The sequence below is a fragment of the Azohydromonas lata genome (assembly GCF_034427735.1).
Lineage (GTDB): Bacteria > Pseudomonadota > Gammaproteobacteria > Burkholderiales > Burkholderiaceae_C > Azohydromonas > Azohydromonas lata.
Genome location: NZ_JAXOJX010000006.1, coordinates 81,219 through 94,865, shown reverse-complemented (window position 1 = coordinate 94,865; position 13,647 = coordinate 81,219). Strand labels below are relative to the sequence as shown.

Genomic DNA, 13,647 nt, shown 5'->3' with positions numbered 1-13,647 from the left:
AGGGCGAAACCTCTTGACTGACGGGATGCCAAGTCCTGCATGGCTCTTCTTGGACAGCAGTGCAGACGGGCGTAAACGTGTGCGGCCCGGAAGCCGTTCACTTCAGGCCGTAAAGCGCCTTGGGGTTGTCGTGCAGCACCCGGCGGCGGTCGGCCGTGTTGGGGGTCCAGTCCAACAGGCACTGCCACAGGTCCCCGGTATGCACCACGGCGCCATGCGAGCGCGTGTGCGGCCAGTCCGAGCCCCATACCAGCCGCTGGGCGTTGGCGGCCAGCAGCCGCCGGTGCACGGCGCCCGCATCGTCCCAGCCGGGCTGCTGCGAAATGTTGGCCGCGCCCGAGAGCTTGACCCACAGCCAGCCCTCGTCCATCAGGGCGCACAGGGCGTGCATGCCGGCGTGCTGCACGCCCAGCGCCGCCGGGGTGCGGCCCATGTGGTCCAGCACCACCGGCACGCCCGCGGCGCGCAGCGCGGGCGCGATGTCGGCCAGCAGCCGGCTGTCCGTGAGCAGTTGCAGGTGCAACCCATGTGCCCGCAAGCGGGGGGCCAGCGGCGCCAGCGCGTCGGCCAGCATCACGAAGCCGCCCATGCGCCTGGGGTCGTCCAACTCGAAATGCGCCATGCGAACGCCGCGCACGCCGGCTTGGACCAATGCGGCCAACTCGGCGTCGCCCACGTCCGCGCCCACCGCCGCGATGCCCACCACGTCGCCGCCGCCCTCGGCCAGGGCGCGCAGCAGCACGCGGTTGTCCGTGCCGTAGAAGCTGGGCTGCACCACGACACCGCGCGTCACGCCCAAGGGGCCCAGCGTCTGGCGCCAGCGCTCCAGCGGGGCTTCGGCCGCGGTGTAGCTGCGGCCCAGGTGCTGGGGAAAGGCTTCTTGCGGCGCGATGACGTGGAAGTGCGCGTCCACGGCGGCAAAGGGCATGGCGTTGTGCGGCATGGCGGTGTCAGTCCAGCGTGATGTTGGCCTGGCGGACGATGCGGGCCGTGCGCGCCACTTCCGTACGTATGAACTCCGCGTACTGCTCGCGCGTGCCCGGCCGCGCTTGGGCGCCCAGCTTGGCGAACTGATCCTGCACCGCAGGCTGCTGCAGCACCTCGTTGAGCAGCGCGTTGAGCTGCGCCGCGACGTCCGGCACCACCCCGGCGGGCATGACCAGGCCCAGCGTGGTGCTGGCGTCGAAGCCCGGCACGCCGGACTCCGCCAGCGTCGGCACTGCGGGCAGCAGCGGCGAGCGCTTGGCGGTGGTCACGGCCAGCGGGCGCAGCTTGCCGGCCTGCAGCAGCGGCAACAGCGAGGAGAGCTGGTCGATGTGCAAATCCACGTGGCCACCGGCCACATCGGTGTTGGCCGGGGAGCTGCCCTTGTAGGGCACGTGGATGAACTTGATGCCCGCCGCCTCCTGCAACAGCTCGCCCACGATGTGGTTGCCGCTGCCGCTGCCCGCGGAAGCCATGGTCAGCGGCGCCTTGCGCGACTTGGCCAAGTCGATCAGCTCCCGCACGTCACGCACCGGCGAGGACGGGCCGACCACCAGCACCATGGGCACGCTGGCCACCAGGCCTATGGGCGTGAAGCTGCGCACCGGGTCGTAGGGCAGCTTGGGGTACAGCGCCGGGGCCGCGAGGTGGTTGACGGGCGAGGCGATGCCCAGCACGCAGCCGTCCGGCGCGGACTTGGCCACGGCGTCCAGGCCCAGCGTGCCGCCGGCGCCAGCCCGGTTGTCGATGATCACCGGCTGCCCAAGCCGCTTGCCGAGCTCCGGTTGCAGGATGCGCGCGCTCAGGTCCACGTTGCCGCCGGGCGGAAACGGCACCACCAGTTTCACAGGCTTGCCTGCGCAGAGTTGCGGCTGTGCCTGCGCGCCCAGCGCCAGGCAGCCCAGCAAGGCCGCGGCCAGCCGGCGCAGGCCGGCACGTTGAAGCAATCTCATGGCTTGTCTCCGAGTATGTTTTCAAGCGGGCGGCTTCATGCGGCTGCCTCGCCTGCAGGGCCTGCGTCAGGCGGCGGGCGTGGCGCGCGGCGGCTGCGCGGGCCGGGCGCAAGGCAAGCCGGGCGTGTCCATGCGCGCCATGAGAATGGAGCCGGACACCGACTCCGTGCAGTACAGCGTGCGCCTGTCCTCGCCGCCGAAGGCCAGGTTCGTGAGCGACGCGCCCGCGGGGCTGCGGATCACCTGCACGGGCTCGGCACGGTGGTTGAGCACCCAACAGTAGCCCAGGCCAGGGTTGGCGACGAAGAGGCGCCCCGCCTCGTCCATGGCCAGGCCGTCCGGGCCGCTTGGGCCGTAGGACGTGAAGAACTGACTGGCTTTGGAAACGCTGCCGTCGGCCATCAGCGGCACGCGCCAGACGCAGTTGCCGCGCGTCACGGCGACGAACAGTACCTTCTCGTCCTTGGACAGCACCACGCCGTTGGGGCTGGGCACGTTGGACAGCAGCAAGTCCAGTTGCCCCGTTGGACGCAGGCGGTAGACGCGGCCCGTGGGGTCGTGCAGGCCGCTCTGGCCCTGGTCGGTGAAGTAGAGGCTGCCCTGCGAGTCGAAGGTGAGGTCGTTCACCCCGCGGAAGCGCTCGCTGTTGCGCCGCTCCAGGAAGGGCCGCACGGCGCCGGTGGCGGTATCGCACACCATGAGGCCGTTCTTGTAGTCGGTGATGAGCAGTTCCCGCTCGTTCAGGAACTTCATGCCGTTGGGCTCGCCGTCGTACTCGGCCACCTGCGTCCAGCCGCCCTGCGCGTCGATGCGGAAGATGCGGCCGAAAGGGATGTCCGAGACGTAGAGCCTGCCCGCGGCGTCGAACACCGGCCCTTCCAGGAAGGAGTCGCAGGGCACGCCGCCGCGGTTGGCGTCCGCCCAGGCCGAGCGCACGCCCGTGCGCCGGAACTCCGGCGGCATGCTCGTAAAAACCTCGGCGTCGCGGACCTGGGGGGCTTGGAGGAGGAACATCTTGATTACTGCCGCTCGAAGGCCGTGTTGGCGGCGATCTTGCCCCAGTAGGCGGTGCGCTCGGCCAGCGTCTTGCCGAACTCAGCGGCGCCCCAGTAGCCCGGCAGCGCGGCAATGCTGTCGGCATAGGTTTTCATCTCGGCCGTACCCATGGCGGCGGCAATTTCCTTTTGCAGCCGCGCCGTCACCTCGGCCGGCGTGCCCTTGGGCGCCCACAGGCCGGTGAAGTTCACCACGCTGAAATCCTTGACGCCGGCTTGGGCGAAGGTGGGCACGTCCGGCAGCGAAGGCAAACGCTGCTCGCCGCTGACGGCCAGCAGCCGCGCCTTGCCGCCCTTGACCTGTCCGATCACGCCGGGCGTGGAGGCCATCTGGAAATCGATGGTGCCGGACAGCACGGCCAGCGTGGCCTCGCCCGCGCCCTTGAAGGGCACGTGCATGAAGCGTGCTCCCGTGGCGATGCCCAGTGCCTCGGCGGCGAAGTGCGGCGTCGTCCCGGCGCCGCCTGTGCCGTAGCTGACGGACTCGGGCTTGGCCTTGGCCGCGGCCACCAGGTCGGCCAGCGTCTTGTGGCCGCTCTCGGCCCGCACCACCAGCGCCATGGGGGCGAACATGAAGGCCGACACCGGCACCAGGTCCTTCTGGTGGTCGAAGGGCAGCTTCTTGAAGATGTGCGGCAGCAGCGCGTAGGTGGTGTCGTTGGCCACCAGGGTGTAGCCGTCGGCCGGCGCGTGCACGGCGGCCATCACGCCAATGGTGCCGGTGGCGCCGGCCTTGTTCTCGACGAAGAAGGTCTGGCCGGTTTGGGCCTGGAGCTGCGCAGCCATCTTGCGCGTGACCACGTCCACGGCGCCGCCGGGCGGGTACGGGACGATGATCTTGACCGGCTTGCTGGGATAGGCCTGCGCCTGGGCCAGCGTGGCGGCGGCCAGCAGGCCGGCGCCGGCCAGGACGTTGAAGAATTTCATGGCTTGTCTCCGTTGTGTTCTGTTTGCTGTTCGGCCTGCAAGAGCGCACCGAGCTTTTGTAGGAGGCCCGCTTGCGGGCCGAATTGCAGCCGGGCCACGGTTCGGCCCGCAAGCGGGCCTCCTACAAGGCTGGCGCTGCTCAATTGGCTAGCACCGCCAGCGCGTTCTTGGCCGCGCCCACGCCCATGTTCACGTAGGCGTCGCTGGTCACGCCGCCGATGTGGGGGCTCAGCAGGATGCGCGGCTCGCCGTGGAAAGGGTGCGGCGCCGTCATGGGCTCCACCGCAAAGCTGTCCAGCCCCGCGCTGTGCACCTGGCCGTCGCGTACGGCCTGCAGCAGCGCGTCCTCGTCGATGAGGCCGCCGCGCGCCGTGTTGATCACGATCACGCCGCGCTTGCACTGCGCCAGCGTGTTCACATTGATCAGCTTGGCGTTGTCGCTGGTGAGCGGGCAGTGCAGCGAGAGGGCGTCCGACTCACGCCAGATCGTCTCCAGGTCCACGCTGTGCACGTAGTCCGGCAAGTCCTTGGCGTAGGGGTCGAAGCCCAGGACGCGCAGGCCCATGGCGTCGGCCATGCGCGCAAAGCGCAGGCCTATGGCGCCCAGGCCGATGAGGCCCACGGTGCGGCCCGCCAGCTCCACGCTCTTGTGCGTGGCCTTGTCCCAATGGCCCGCGTGCATGCGCTCGTTGAGCTGCACCACGGACTTGGCGCAGGCCAGCAGCAGCGCCAGCGCCTGCTCGGCCACGGCCGCGGCGTTGGCGCCCACGGCGGCCTTGACCTGTATGCCGCGCTGGGCGGCAGCGGCCTTGTCAATGGTGTCGGTGCCGCTGCCGTGCTTGGAGATGACCTTCAGGGACGGCGCCGCATCCATCGCCGCGGCGCCCACCTTGCTGTAGCGCACGATGATGGCCACCGGGTCGTGCTGCTTGCACAGCGCCACGATGTCGGCCTCGGTAGGCGTCTTGCCGGCGTAGACCACCTCGTAGTCGCCCAGCAGCGCCAGCGCTTGCGGCGCCAGGTCCGCGCCGGTGATCAGGAAGACGGGCTTGCGGCTGCTCATCACAGCGTCTCCCCGTCCTTGAGCACGCCGGCGGTACGCAGGGCGCCGTCCAGCCAGGCCGGACGCAGCGCCTGGCGGCTCTTGATGCCGGCAATTCGCTTGGTTTCCATGTCAACCTTCTCGGCGGCCAGCGGCAGCAGCGAGGCGGCCTTGGCGCGCTCGACCACGGTGACGCCGTCGGCATCGCCCACCACCAGGTCGCCCGGGTGCACCGTGACGCCGCCGATGGAGATGGGGTGGTTCAGGCGGCCGGCGATGTTCTTGGTCGGCCCGTTGGGGTTGAGGCCCGCGGCGAACATGGGAAAGCCCAGCTCGCGGATGGCCTCGCTGTCGCGCACGGCGCCGTCGATGACGACCGCGGCGATGCCCAGCGCCACGCACTGCTGCGACATGATCTCGCCCATCAGCGCGCTGGAAAGGTCGCCCTTGCCGTCCACGACGATCACGTCGCCCGGCTGCGCAATGGCCATGGCGGCGTGGATCATGAGGTTGTCACCGGGGCGCACTTCCACGGTGATGGCCGTGCCCGCGAAGCGCATGGAGGGGCTCAGCGGCTGGATGCGGCCGTGCAGCGCGCCGCGGCGGCCAGCCACGTCGGCCAGGATGGAAGAAGCAAATTCGGACGCCTGCTTGACGACGTCGGAGGACAGGCGCTCGATGTCGCGGATGACGTCGGGCAATGCGGCGGCTTGACTCATGGTGAATCTCCGTTGGGAACCAAGGGGCCGCGCGGGTGCGAAAGCGGCGCGGCGGGAAAGATGAAACGGTGGCGGTGCGTGGGGCCGGGTCAGTCCAGCTTGGTGCCGGCGTCCTTGACGACCTTGCCCCAGCGCTGGATCTCGTCGCGTATCAGGGCAGCGAACTGATCGGGGCTGCCGCCGGCCGGGTCGGCGCCCTCTTCGCCCAAGCGCTTGCGCAGGTCAGGCTGCTGCAACGCCTTGTTGAACTCGGTGTTGAGGCGCGCCACGACGTCCTTGGGCGTGCCGGCCGGGGCCAGGAAACCGAACCAGGTCGACGCATCGAAACCCTTGTAGCCGGCCTCGGCCACGGTGGGCGTTTGTGGCAGGTCGTCCACGCGCTTGGCCGAGCTCACCGCCAGCGGGCGCAGCTTGCCGTTGCGAATTTGCTGCAGCACCGAGGTCACCGAGGACAGGTACATGTCCACCTGGCCGCCAATCACGTCGTTCAGCGCCTGGTTGGCGCCCTTGTAGGGAATGTGCTGGAAGCGCACGCCTGCGGCCTTCTGGAACAAGTCGCCCGTGAGGTGCGCCACCGTGCCGTTGCCCGGAGAGGCGAAGTTCACCACGCCCGGCTTGGCCTTGGCGGCGCTGACGAGGTCGGCCAGCGTCTTGTACGGCGAGGTGGCGGACACCACGATGGCCAGCGGCGCGGTGGCTACCATGGCGATGGGCGCCAGGTCCTTTACCGGGTTGTAGGGCAGCTTGGCGTAGAGGCTGGGGTTGATGGCGAGGTTGCTGGTCTGGCCCAGCACCAGCGTGTAGCCGTCGGCCGGCGACTTGGCGGTGGTGTCCACGCCCAGGTTGCCGCCGGCGCCGGGACGGTTGTCGATGACGAAGGTCCAGCCCGTGGCCGTGGCGACCGTTTGCGTCACCTCGCGGGCAATGATGTCCGTGCCCCCGCCGGGCGGGAACGGGACGATGACCTTGATGGCCTTGGCGGGCCAGGCTTGGGCCAGTGCGGCGGGCGCGCAGGCCGCAGCCAGCGCTGCAGCCAGGAGTTGGCGGCGGTCGAACAGCATGTTGTCTCCTTTGGGCGGCCGGGTCGTTGGCCGCGGTCCCCGGAGTGAGGACGCGGCGCCCCTGCCGTCGTGTTGGAGCCAGTATTCGCGCCGCCAGGCGCGGGGTCCATTTGATAATTTCTGGCTATTGATAAACGCCGCTTTTGCAGTCGGCGTGCAGGCGGGCTGCGCCGCCGTGCAACCGGATCACGCCGGCTTCTCGCAGCGCAAATCCCGGAACGGCCCGCCCACGCGCTCCCAGCCTTCGCCAGGCGAGGTCTGATGGCAAAAAGTCTTGCCGTCGAGCTTGCTGCGCCAGAGGTACCAGTGCGCCGGCGCGGCCACCGCACCCAGTGCCAGCAGGCCGCACAAGGCTGCAGCCACGCCTGTGTTCTTCCAATGGTTCATGTTCAAAGCTCAAAACCCCGCAGCAACGAGACCCAACACACATTCACCTTCAAACGGCAAAAGAAAACCCAGTCCATCAATAGTTTCACAGTGCATTACCGCTGAGGATGCATATTCAAAATATTATTAAATTCACGAGAGCAGATAAAACACACTCCACATATTCACCATTCTCACAACGAAGCAGCCGGAATTCAGCCTCGTTACACATCACACCGCCGGCATAGACAAAAAATCACGAAATATCAACGACTTCGGCACCGGGAATTACTCTTCCCGGCCCGCTGGTCCGTTTCAATCCAGCCTGATGCGCGGGCCAGCAAACGCCCATGCCGGGCCATGTCGAATGCGGTATCCGACTGCAGCGGAAGGCTTTGCTGCACCGCAACATCAGCACTTATACTGATTCGCACCTGACCCAAGTTGAACATCCCCGCATTTTTCCGTGCGGGGATCAAGGGGTTTTATTCATTTGAATAACCGAAGGGCTGCCCATTTGGCAGGCCTGGAACGTGCTCATCTTGTCGCAAGGAAATGGTGCAGTATGGGATTCAGCAGGCTGAAGCAGGCGTTGGCGTCACTCTTCGCAAGAGGCGCACGCCGACGGCGCGGCCCGGCTGAACTGCAAGCAGTTCCGGTCCCGGCGGGCCGCCTGTGGGGCACCCTGGTGCTGGCCGCAGGCACGGTGGCCGCAGGCCCTGCGCAGGCGGATTTCGACCGGCGCTCGCTCATCGAGTTGGGTGGCAGCGTGCTGCGCATCGAGTCGCAGGAAGACAGCGGGCGCATGCAGGTGGGCTCCGGCGTGGTCATCGCCAAGGAGCGCGTGGTGACGAATTGCCACGTCACGCGGCGGGCCCAGTCCATCACCGTGGTGCAGGCGGGCTCACGCTGGCCCGTGCAGGCGCAGACGGTGGACGCCGTACACGACCTTTGCCTGCTGCAAGTCCCCGAGCTGCCGCACAAGCCGGTGGCGCTCGGAAAGGCCGGCTCGCTGCGCGAGGGCCAGGACTTGGCCGCGCTGGGCTACACCGGCGGGCCGGCGCTGCGCATCAGCGGCGGCAGCGTGGTAGCACTGCACCAATGGGGCGGCAGCCAGGTCATCCAGTGCAGCAACGGCTTCAGCTCCGGCGCCAGCGGCGGCGGACTGTTCGACGAACAGGGCCGGCTCGTGGGCATCCTCACCTTCCGCCTGCCCGGCGGCCGGTCCAATTACTACGCCATGCCAGTGGAATGGCTGCCCGCAGCCGAGCAGGCCCAGGCACGCGCCGTGGACGTGAAGCCGCACGACGGCCAAGGCTTCTGGCAAGGACCGGTGAACACCCTGCCCAACTTCCTGCAAGCCGCCGCCATGGAAAGCGCCGGCCAATGGGACGCGCTGCTGCAACTGACCGAGCGCTGGATGCGCGAGGACGCCGCCGACGCCGAGCCGCTTTACCTGCGCGCCCTGGCCAACGCCAACTTGGGCCGCGACGAGGCGGCATCCCAAACCTGGCAGCGCAGCCTGACGGTGAACCCGGGCTTCAGCCGCAGTTGGGCGGCGCTGGCGGAGCTCTACCACCGAAGCGGCCAAGCGCAACAGGAGCAGCAGGCGCTCGCTTCGCTCAACCGCCTCAACCCGGCTCTGGCGCGCGAGACGACGGAAAAGCTGGGCACCGACGCGCCCCTGCCCGCCCAGCACGCCGCCGCTGCGCCCTGATTCGCGAGGCACGTACGCCTCGCAAAGGCTGGGCTGCAAGGCCTGCAGCCCAGGCCAGCCGCTGCCGGTTGATCACGCAACGACAGGCAAAAAACCACCCGCGCACCGGCCCTGTGGCCGGCGTGGCGCAGGCATGCTCCCTGCTTGCTGACTTCAACACTGCTCTACCGTGATTTCCTGTGTGCCAATCCTTGCATCACGATGGGGCGAAACAACAAAAGAGTTGTTAACCAGCTGGGGTTTACCCTAAACTGGCGTCAGTCCAGACGTTTTTTCGCGAGACACAACATGAAGTCCACTGTTTCCTCGTCGAACCCTTCCTACAAGCCGCAGGCGCAAAACGCCTCTGTGAACGCCGCCTGGAGCGAGCTGTTCGCGGCCACGCCCGCGGGCATCGTCTACAACGCCGTGCGCGAGTTGCTGCGCCAGCGCAACCACAAACGCCTGGTGCTCCAGGCCTTCAAGCGCTGATCGCTGAGGTTTCAGCCTCCTTTCCCGCCCCGGACGGTCACGCCGGGACGATGTGACGGATCAGCGACGCGCCGTCGCTGATCAAAAAATCCTTGAACGCCTGCGCCACCGGCGGCAGGCGCTTGCCCAAGCGGTGCACCACGTACCAGTGCAGCATCAACGGCAAGCCCTGGACGTCCAGCACGCGCAGGCTTCCCGCCTGCAGTTCGCGCGAGACCGTGTGCGCGGACAAAAAGCTCAAGCCCATCCCCGCCATCACGGCCTGCTTGATGGTCTCGGTGCTGCGGATTTCCATGGCGACGTTGAGCGCCGACAGATCGCCCCCAAAGCCTTCCTGCATGGACTTCCATGTGTCCGATCCGCGCTCGCGGACGATGAAGGGCTGGCGCATCACCTCCCCGACCTCCAGCCGCGAGCGCCCCACCAGCTCGTGCTGCGGCGGCGCCACGACCACATAGGGGTGCGGCGCGAAGGCTTCGTTGACGGTGTCCAGGTCATTGGGTGGCCTGACCATGACCGCCAGATCGGTCAGGTTCTGCTCTATGTGCGACAGCAGCTCTTCCCGGTTGTGCACCGTGAAGTTGAGCTGCACACCCGCATGCCGGCCCAGGAAATCGACCAATAGCCGCGGAAAAAAATAGTCGCCCGCGCTGATGACGCCCACGTTGAGCTTGCCGCCTGCCACGCCGCTGAACTGCGCCATGGCGGCCTCGGCGGCTTCGAACTGCTGGATGATGGCGCGGCTGATCTGCAGCAATTCCGCACCGGCAGGCGTCAAATAGACCTTCTTGCCAAACTGCTCGAACAGCGGATGGCCCGCGTGCTCTTCCAGCTTGCGAATCTGTATGGAGACGGCAGGCTGCGTGAGATAGAGCTCCTCGGCCGCGCGCGAATAGCTCAAGTGCCGAGCCACCGACTCGAACACTTTCAACTGCCGGAAGGTCGCGTGTTTCATCGCGCCGGGCGGGACTGACGTGTTGGAGCCGGCATCACTGCCGGCCCCTCATGGACACGCATGTGCGCCGCATGTGACGCTAAAGGAATCAGGCCGCCAACCGTGCCGAGGCAGCAGCTTCCCCCGGTTGCGCCGGCGCCATGGCCTGCAGCCGCACCTGCCCGCCCTCGTCGCCCATGGTCTTGGCCAGCAGTTTCACCAGGCCGAACACCGTGTCTATGTGCGGCGTGGGCGTGCCCGTGAGGCGGGCGAGCTCCACCACCGATCCCACCAGCGCGTCGATTTCCGGCTCGCGCCCGGCCTCCACGTCCTGCAGCATGGACGTCTTGTGCTTGCCCACCTTTTCCGCGCCGGCAATGCGCTTTTCCAGCGGCACGCGGAAGCTGATGCCCAGCCTGGTCGCGACGTCCTGTGCCTCGCGCATCATGGACGCGGCGACTTCCCGCGACAGCGGGAAGCGGCAGATGTCCTCCAGCGTCGAATGCGTGAGCGCGCTGATGGGATTGAAAGTCAGGTTGCCCCAGAGCTTGAGCCAGATCTCGGCGCGGATGTTGTCCAGCACTGGCGCCTTGAAGCCGGCGTTGGCGAAGCGCTCGGCAATGGCCTGCACGCGCGGCGTGATGTTGCCGTCCAGCTCGCCCAGCGGAAAACGGTCGCCCTCGATGTGGCGTATGACGCCCGGCGCCACCAGCTCCGAGGCCGGGTAGACCACGCAGCCGATCACGCGCTCGGCCGGAATGCCTGCGGCGATGGCGCCGGACGGGTCCACCGTCGTCACCTGCTTACCCTCGTGCTCGCCGCCGTGGCGCTGGAAGTACCAGTAGGGAATGCCGTTCTGCATGGTCACCACCGCCGTGTCCGGCCCAAACAGCTTGGGCAGCTCGGGCACCACGGCCTCCACCTGGTGCGCCTTCATGGCCAGGATCACCAGGTCCTGCGGGCCGGCCTCGGCGTAGTCGTCGGTGGCGCGCACGTTGTTGGCGGTGTGCTCCCAACCCTCGGCCGTGACCAGCTTGACGCCATGCTCGCGGATGGCCTGCAGGTTGCGCCCGCGCACGAGGAAGGTGACGTCCTCGCCCGCAAGCGCCAGCTTCGCGCCAACCAGCCCTCCGATGGCGCCCGCGCCGATGATGGCGATTTTCATGAATAAGCTCCTGTGGTGAATGCTGCTGCTGATGGATGGAATGGGATGATTGCGATGGCTGGAGTTGGGCTGTTCCCGCCTCAGGCGGTGGAGCGCTCAACCAGCTGGTTGCTCAGGCGGCCTATGCCTTCGATCTCGACTTCCACCGTGCTGCCGGGCTTCATGGAGCCCACGCCCACGGAGGTGCCGCAGAGAATGACGTCGCCGGGCAGCAGCGTCATGTCCTGGGAAATCAGGCTGACCAGGCGCGGCACGGCAAACGTCATGTCGCTGATGGGGTAGTCCTGCCGCACCTGGCCGTCCAGCAGCGTGCGCACGCGCAGGCTTTGCGGGTCCAGGCCCGTGGCGATGGCCGGCCCCATGGGGCAGAAGGTGTCGAAGCCCTTGGCGCGCACCCACTGCGCGAAGCTGGCGTCGCGGTTGAGAATCTCGGCCTGCGTCACTTCATTGGCGCAGGTGTAGCCGAACACGTGTTCCAGAGCCTGCGCCTCGCTCACGCCGCTGCAGCGCCGGCCCATGACGATGCCCAGCTCGCCCTCGAACACCACCTTGCCGCCGCAGCGTGGCATCTCAATGGGCGCGCCATGCGCCGACCAGGAGTTGGGCGACTTGAGCAGGTACAGCGGCTCCTGCGGCATGCCCAGCTTGAGCTTGGCGCGCAGCTCGCCGAAGTTGTTCCACATCGCCACCACCTTGCTCGGCTGCGTGGGTGGCAGCACCCGCACGTCGCCCAGCGCGACGCTGCGCCCCGTTGCCTCGTGGCGGCCGAAGAGGTCGCCGCGGTGCTCATGCACGCGCTGGCCTTCCAGGCGGCCGAAGCCTGCTTGCCCGTCGAGCTCGTAACGAATCCAGAGAGTGCTCATGGTGGTCCTTGATGCGAAGTGAAATAGCGTGATCGCGGATCGTGTTCAGTCGAAGGGCAGCCACTGCGGCTCGACGGCGGCGGCGACCAGGTCGCCCATCGCGGCAGGGTTGCGCGTGCTCGGCAGGCCCGCGGGCAGCGCGTCCGACCCTTGGCCGAACACCACCACGGGCTTGCGCATGTGGCGCTGCACCCAGTGGGCGCAGTCGGCGTCGGCGCGCGCGTCCAGGCTGCCGGCCAGCAGCACGGCGTCGGTGCCGGGGTCCTGGTCGAAGAGGCGCAGCACGTCCAGCGTGCCCAGGCCGCAGCCGCCAGGCTCGCCCAAACCCACCACCGTGGACTCTCCCAGGCCGTAGCCCGCCAGCTGCCCGGCCGCCAGGCTCGCCAGCGCGGCCGAGCGCGACACCACGCCTATGCGGCCGCGCCGCAGCGCCTGGCCTGCCAGCGGGCCGATATGGATCTCGCCCGGCGTGACCAGGCCGCAGGAGCGATCCAGCAGCCGCGTGCCCTGCTCGCGCACGCGCTGGCGCACACGCCGCATGGGCTCCTCAGGCGCGCCTTCGGTCAGGCAGATAACCAGCTCCAGCTCTGCGTCCAGCGCTTCCTCGATGGCGCGGGCTGCGAACATCGGCGGCACGCAGATGACGGACGCCGTCGCGCCGGATTCGGCCCTGGCCTCGCGCACGCTGGCAAAAAGCGGCACGCCCGCGGGCATGTCCTGGGTAGGGCCATAAGGTACGCCTGCAACGATGCAGGCGCGCCCCGCGCGGCCGCCGGCGCGCCAGGCGGCGCTGCAGCCCGGGCCGGCGCCGCCGTCGCCGCCCTGCAGGATCACGCGGGTGTGCTTGTTGACGAGTATGGACATGGCCACCGCGCCTTCAGTGAGTCAACCGTGGGTGCCGGCTCAAATGCCCAACTCGCAGCCGGTCACCTTGGACCAGTCGCACACCGGGCGCGCGCTGTCCTTGCGGCGCAGCATGCCCTCCTGGATGGCGCGGGCCAGGAAGTCCGCGTCATAGGCCGTGAGCAGGTGCGGCTGCTGCGTGCGCAGGTAATGCTGTATGCGCTCGGCCGGCTGCGCGCTGTGGCGCAACAGCGCCGCGTAGGTTTCGGTATCCCAGTACCAGCGCAGGCCCAGCTCGTAAAAAGCCGCGTTGTACGCGTTGCGCTCGATTTCCTCGATCCGGAATTCCAGGGGCAGGTCGTTGAACATCACCTTCTCCTTGCAGTATCGGAATGGACGAATCCAGTTTATGGAGCCAAGCTGGTTAACAACAGTTGATTGTTTTTCTGGAAACCATTTACGGCGGTTTATGGATGCCGGCCGGATGAACGAAAGCTCGCCTCAAAATAAGGACCGCCATTCCCGCCGCGACAGGAATGGCGAATAC

General features: G+C 67.9%; 15 protein-coding genes. 2 read left to right on the top strand and 13 right to left on the bottom strand.

Annotation, left to right across the window (positions count from 1 at the left end):
• Positions 1-97: 97 nt before the first annotated feature.
• The 8 genes from SM757_RS06230 to SM757_RS06195 form a co-directional block, all read right to left on the bottom strand.
• On the bottom strand, positions 98-943 hold the full coding sequence (locus SM757_RS06230) for an amidohydrolase family protein (RefSeq protein ID WP_322464795.1): 846 nt from the start codon (positions 941-943) through the stop codon (positions 98-100).
• Positions 944-950: 7 nt separating this feature from the next.
• Entirely contained in the window at positions 951-1,937 is a 987-nt protein-coding gene (locus tag SM757_RS06225) for a Bug family tripartite tricarboxylate transporter substrate binding protein (protein ID WP_322464794.1), read from the bottom strand.
• A gap of 66 nt (positions 1,938-2,003) precedes the next feature.
• A complete protein-coding gene (locus tag SM757_RS06220) occupies positions 2,004-2,951 on the bottom strand; it encodes an SMP-30/gluconolactonase/LRE family protein (protein WP_322464793.1) in 948 nt (315 codons plus the stop codon).
• 5 nt (positions 2,952-2,956) lie between these two features.
• Positions 2,957-3,919, bottom strand: coding sequence for a Bug family tripartite tricarboxylate transporter substrate binding protein (locus SM757_RS06215; RefSeq protein WP_066342579.1), 963 nt, complete (start codon positions 3,917-3,919; stop codon positions 2,957-2,959).
• 139 nt (positions 3,920-4,058) lie between these two features.
• Positions 4,059-4,982, bottom strand: coding sequence for an NAD(P)-dependent oxidoreductase (locus SM757_RS06210; protein ID WP_322464792.1), 924 nt, complete (start codon positions 4,980-4,982; stop codon positions 4,059-4,061).
• Complete coding sequence (locus tag SM757_RS06205) at positions 4,982-5,680, bottom strand: RraA family protein (protein WP_322464791.1); 699 nt, start codon at positions 5,678-5,680, stop codon at positions 4,982-4,984. The genes SM757_RS06210 and SM757_RS06205 overlap by 1 nt, the downstream gene beginning before the upstream one ends.
• 89 nt (positions 5,681-5,769) lie before the next feature.
• Entirely contained in the window at positions 5,770-6,741 is a 972-nt protein-coding gene (locus tag SM757_RS06200) for a Bug family tripartite tricarboxylate transporter substrate binding protein (RefSeq protein WP_322464790.1), read from the bottom strand.
• Between the two features lie 186 nt (positions 6,742-6,927).
• A complete protein-coding gene (locus SM757_RS06195; protein WP_066342583.1) occupies positions 6,928-7,128 on the bottom strand; it encodes a hypothetical protein in 201 nt (66 codons plus the stop codon).
• Positions 7,129-7,813: 685 nt separating this feature from the next.
• Between SM757_RS06195 and SM757_RS06190 the strand changes: the two genes are divergently transcribed.
• Positions 7,814-8,824: a serine protease gene (locus SM757_RS06190; protein ID WP_322464789.1), complete on the top strand. Its 1,011-nt coding sequence runs from the start codon at positions 7,814-7,816 to the stop codon at positions 8,822-8,824.
• A gap of 288 nt (positions 8,825-9,112) precedes the next feature.
• Positions 9,113-9,295 carry a hypothetical protein gene (locus SM757_RS06185; RefSeq protein ID WP_322464788.1) on the top strand — a complete coding sequence of 61 codons (183 nt, stop codon included), beginning with the start codon at positions 9,113-9,115 and terminating at the stop codon, positions 9,293-9,295.
• Positions 9,296-9,332: 37 nt separating this feature from the next.
• Here SM757_RS06185 and SM757_RS06180 read toward each other — a convergent pair whose 3' ends face one another.
• The 5 genes from SM757_RS06180 to SM757_RS06160 all read right to left on the bottom strand — a co-directional run bounded on the left by SM757_RS06180 (position 9,333) and on the right by SM757_RS06160 (position 13,469).
• Positions 9,333-10,250, bottom strand: a complete 918-nt coding sequence (locus tag SM757_RS06180; RefSeq protein ID WP_066342586.1) for a LysR family transcriptional regulator — start codon at positions 10,248-10,250, stop codon at positions 9,333-9,335.
• Positions 10,251-10,338: 88 nt separating this feature from the next.
• Positions 10,339-11,394 (bottom strand): 2-dehydropantoate 2-reductase, encoded by a 1,056-nt coding sequence (locus tag SM757_RS06175; RefSeq protein WP_322464787.1) that lies wholly within the window; start codon positions 11,392-11,394, stop codon positions 10,339-10,341.
• An 80-nt stretch (positions 11,395-11,474) separates the two neighbouring features.
• Positions 11,475-12,257 carry a fumarylacetoacetate hydrolase family protein gene (locus tag SM757_RS06170; protein ID WP_322464786.1) on the bottom strand — a complete coding sequence of 261 codons (783 nt, stop codon included), beginning with the start codon at positions 12,255-12,257 and terminating at the stop codon, positions 11,475-11,477.
• A gap of 45 nt (positions 12,258-12,302) precedes the next feature.
• Positions 12,303-13,121 carry a hypothetical protein gene (locus SM757_RS06165; RefSeq protein ID WP_066342589.1) on the bottom strand — a complete coding sequence of 273 codons (819 nt, stop codon included), beginning with the start codon at positions 13,119-13,121 and terminating at the stop codon, positions 12,303-12,305.
• A 39-nt stretch (positions 13,122-13,160) separates the two neighbouring features.
• The gene (locus tag SM757_RS06160; protein WP_066342591.1) at positions 13,161-13,469 is read right to left on the bottom strand and encodes an HAD family hydrolase; all 309 of its coding nucleotides are present in this window, start codon (positions 13,467-13,469) and stop codon (positions 13,161-13,163) included.
• Positions 13,470-13,647 lie beyond the last annotated feature (178 nt).

What these genes read in the sequence shown, in the direction of transcription:
- SM757_RS06230 (WP_322464795.1), bottom strand. Translation starts at nt 943, where the DNA reads ATGCCGCACAACGCCATGCCCTTTGCCGCCGTGGACGCGCACTTCCAC.
- SM757_RS06225 (WP_322464794.1), bottom strand. Translation starts at nt 1,937, where the DNA reads ATGAGATTGCTTCAACGTGCCGGCCTGCGCCGGCTGGCCGCGGCCTTG.
- SM757_RS06220 (WP_322464793.1), bottom strand. Translation starts at nt 2,951, where the DNA reads ATGTTCCTCCTCCAAGCCCCCCAGGTCCGCGACGCCGAGGTTTTTACG.
- SM757_RS06215 (WP_066342579.1), bottom strand. Translation starts at nt 3,919, where the DNA reads ATGAAATTCTTCAACGTCCTGGCCGGCGCCGGCCTGCTGGCCGCCGCC.
- SM757_RS06210 (WP_322464792.1), bottom strand. Translation starts at nt 4,982, where the DNA reads ATGAGCAGCCGCAAGCCCGTCTTCCTGATCACCGGCGCGGACCTGGCG.
- SM757_RS06205 (WP_322464791.1), bottom strand. Translation starts at nt 5,680, where the DNA reads ATGAGTCAAGCCGCCGCATTGCCCGACGTCATCCGCGACATCGAGCGC.
- SM757_RS06200 (WP_322464790.1), bottom strand. Translation starts at nt 6,741, where the DNA reads ATGCTGTTCGACCGCCGCCAACTCCTGGCTGCAGCGCTGGCTGCGGCC.
- SM757_RS06195 (WP_066342583.1), bottom strand. Translation starts at nt 7,128, where the DNA reads ATGAACCATTGGAAGAACACAGGCGTGGCTGCAGCCTTGTGCGGCCTG.
- SM757_RS06185 (WP_322464788.1), top strand. Translation starts at nt 9,113, where the DNA reads ATGAAGTCCACTGTTTCCTCGTCGAACCCTTCCTACAAGCCGCAGGCG.
- SM757_RS06180 (WP_066342586.1), bottom strand. Translation starts at nt 10,250, where the DNA reads ATGAAACACGCGACCTTCCGGCAGTTGAAAGTGTTCGAGTCGGTGGCT.
- SM757_RS06175 (WP_322464787.1), bottom strand. Translation starts at nt 11,394, where the DNA reads ATGAAAATCGCCATCATCGGCGCGGGCGCCATCGGAGGGCTGGTTGGC.
- SM757_RS06170 (WP_322464786.1), bottom strand. Translation starts at nt 12,257, where the DNA reads ATGAGCACTCTCTGGATTCGTTACGAGCTCGACGGGCAAGCAGGCTTC.
- SM757_RS06165 (WP_066342589.1), bottom strand. Translation starts at nt 13,121, where the DNA reads ATGTCCATACTCGTCAACAAGCACACCCGCGTGATCCTGCAGGGCGGC.
- SM757_RS06160 (WP_066342591.1), bottom strand. Translation starts at nt 13,469, where the DNA reads ATGTTCAACGACCTGCCCCTGGAATTCCGGATCGAGGAAATCGAGCGC.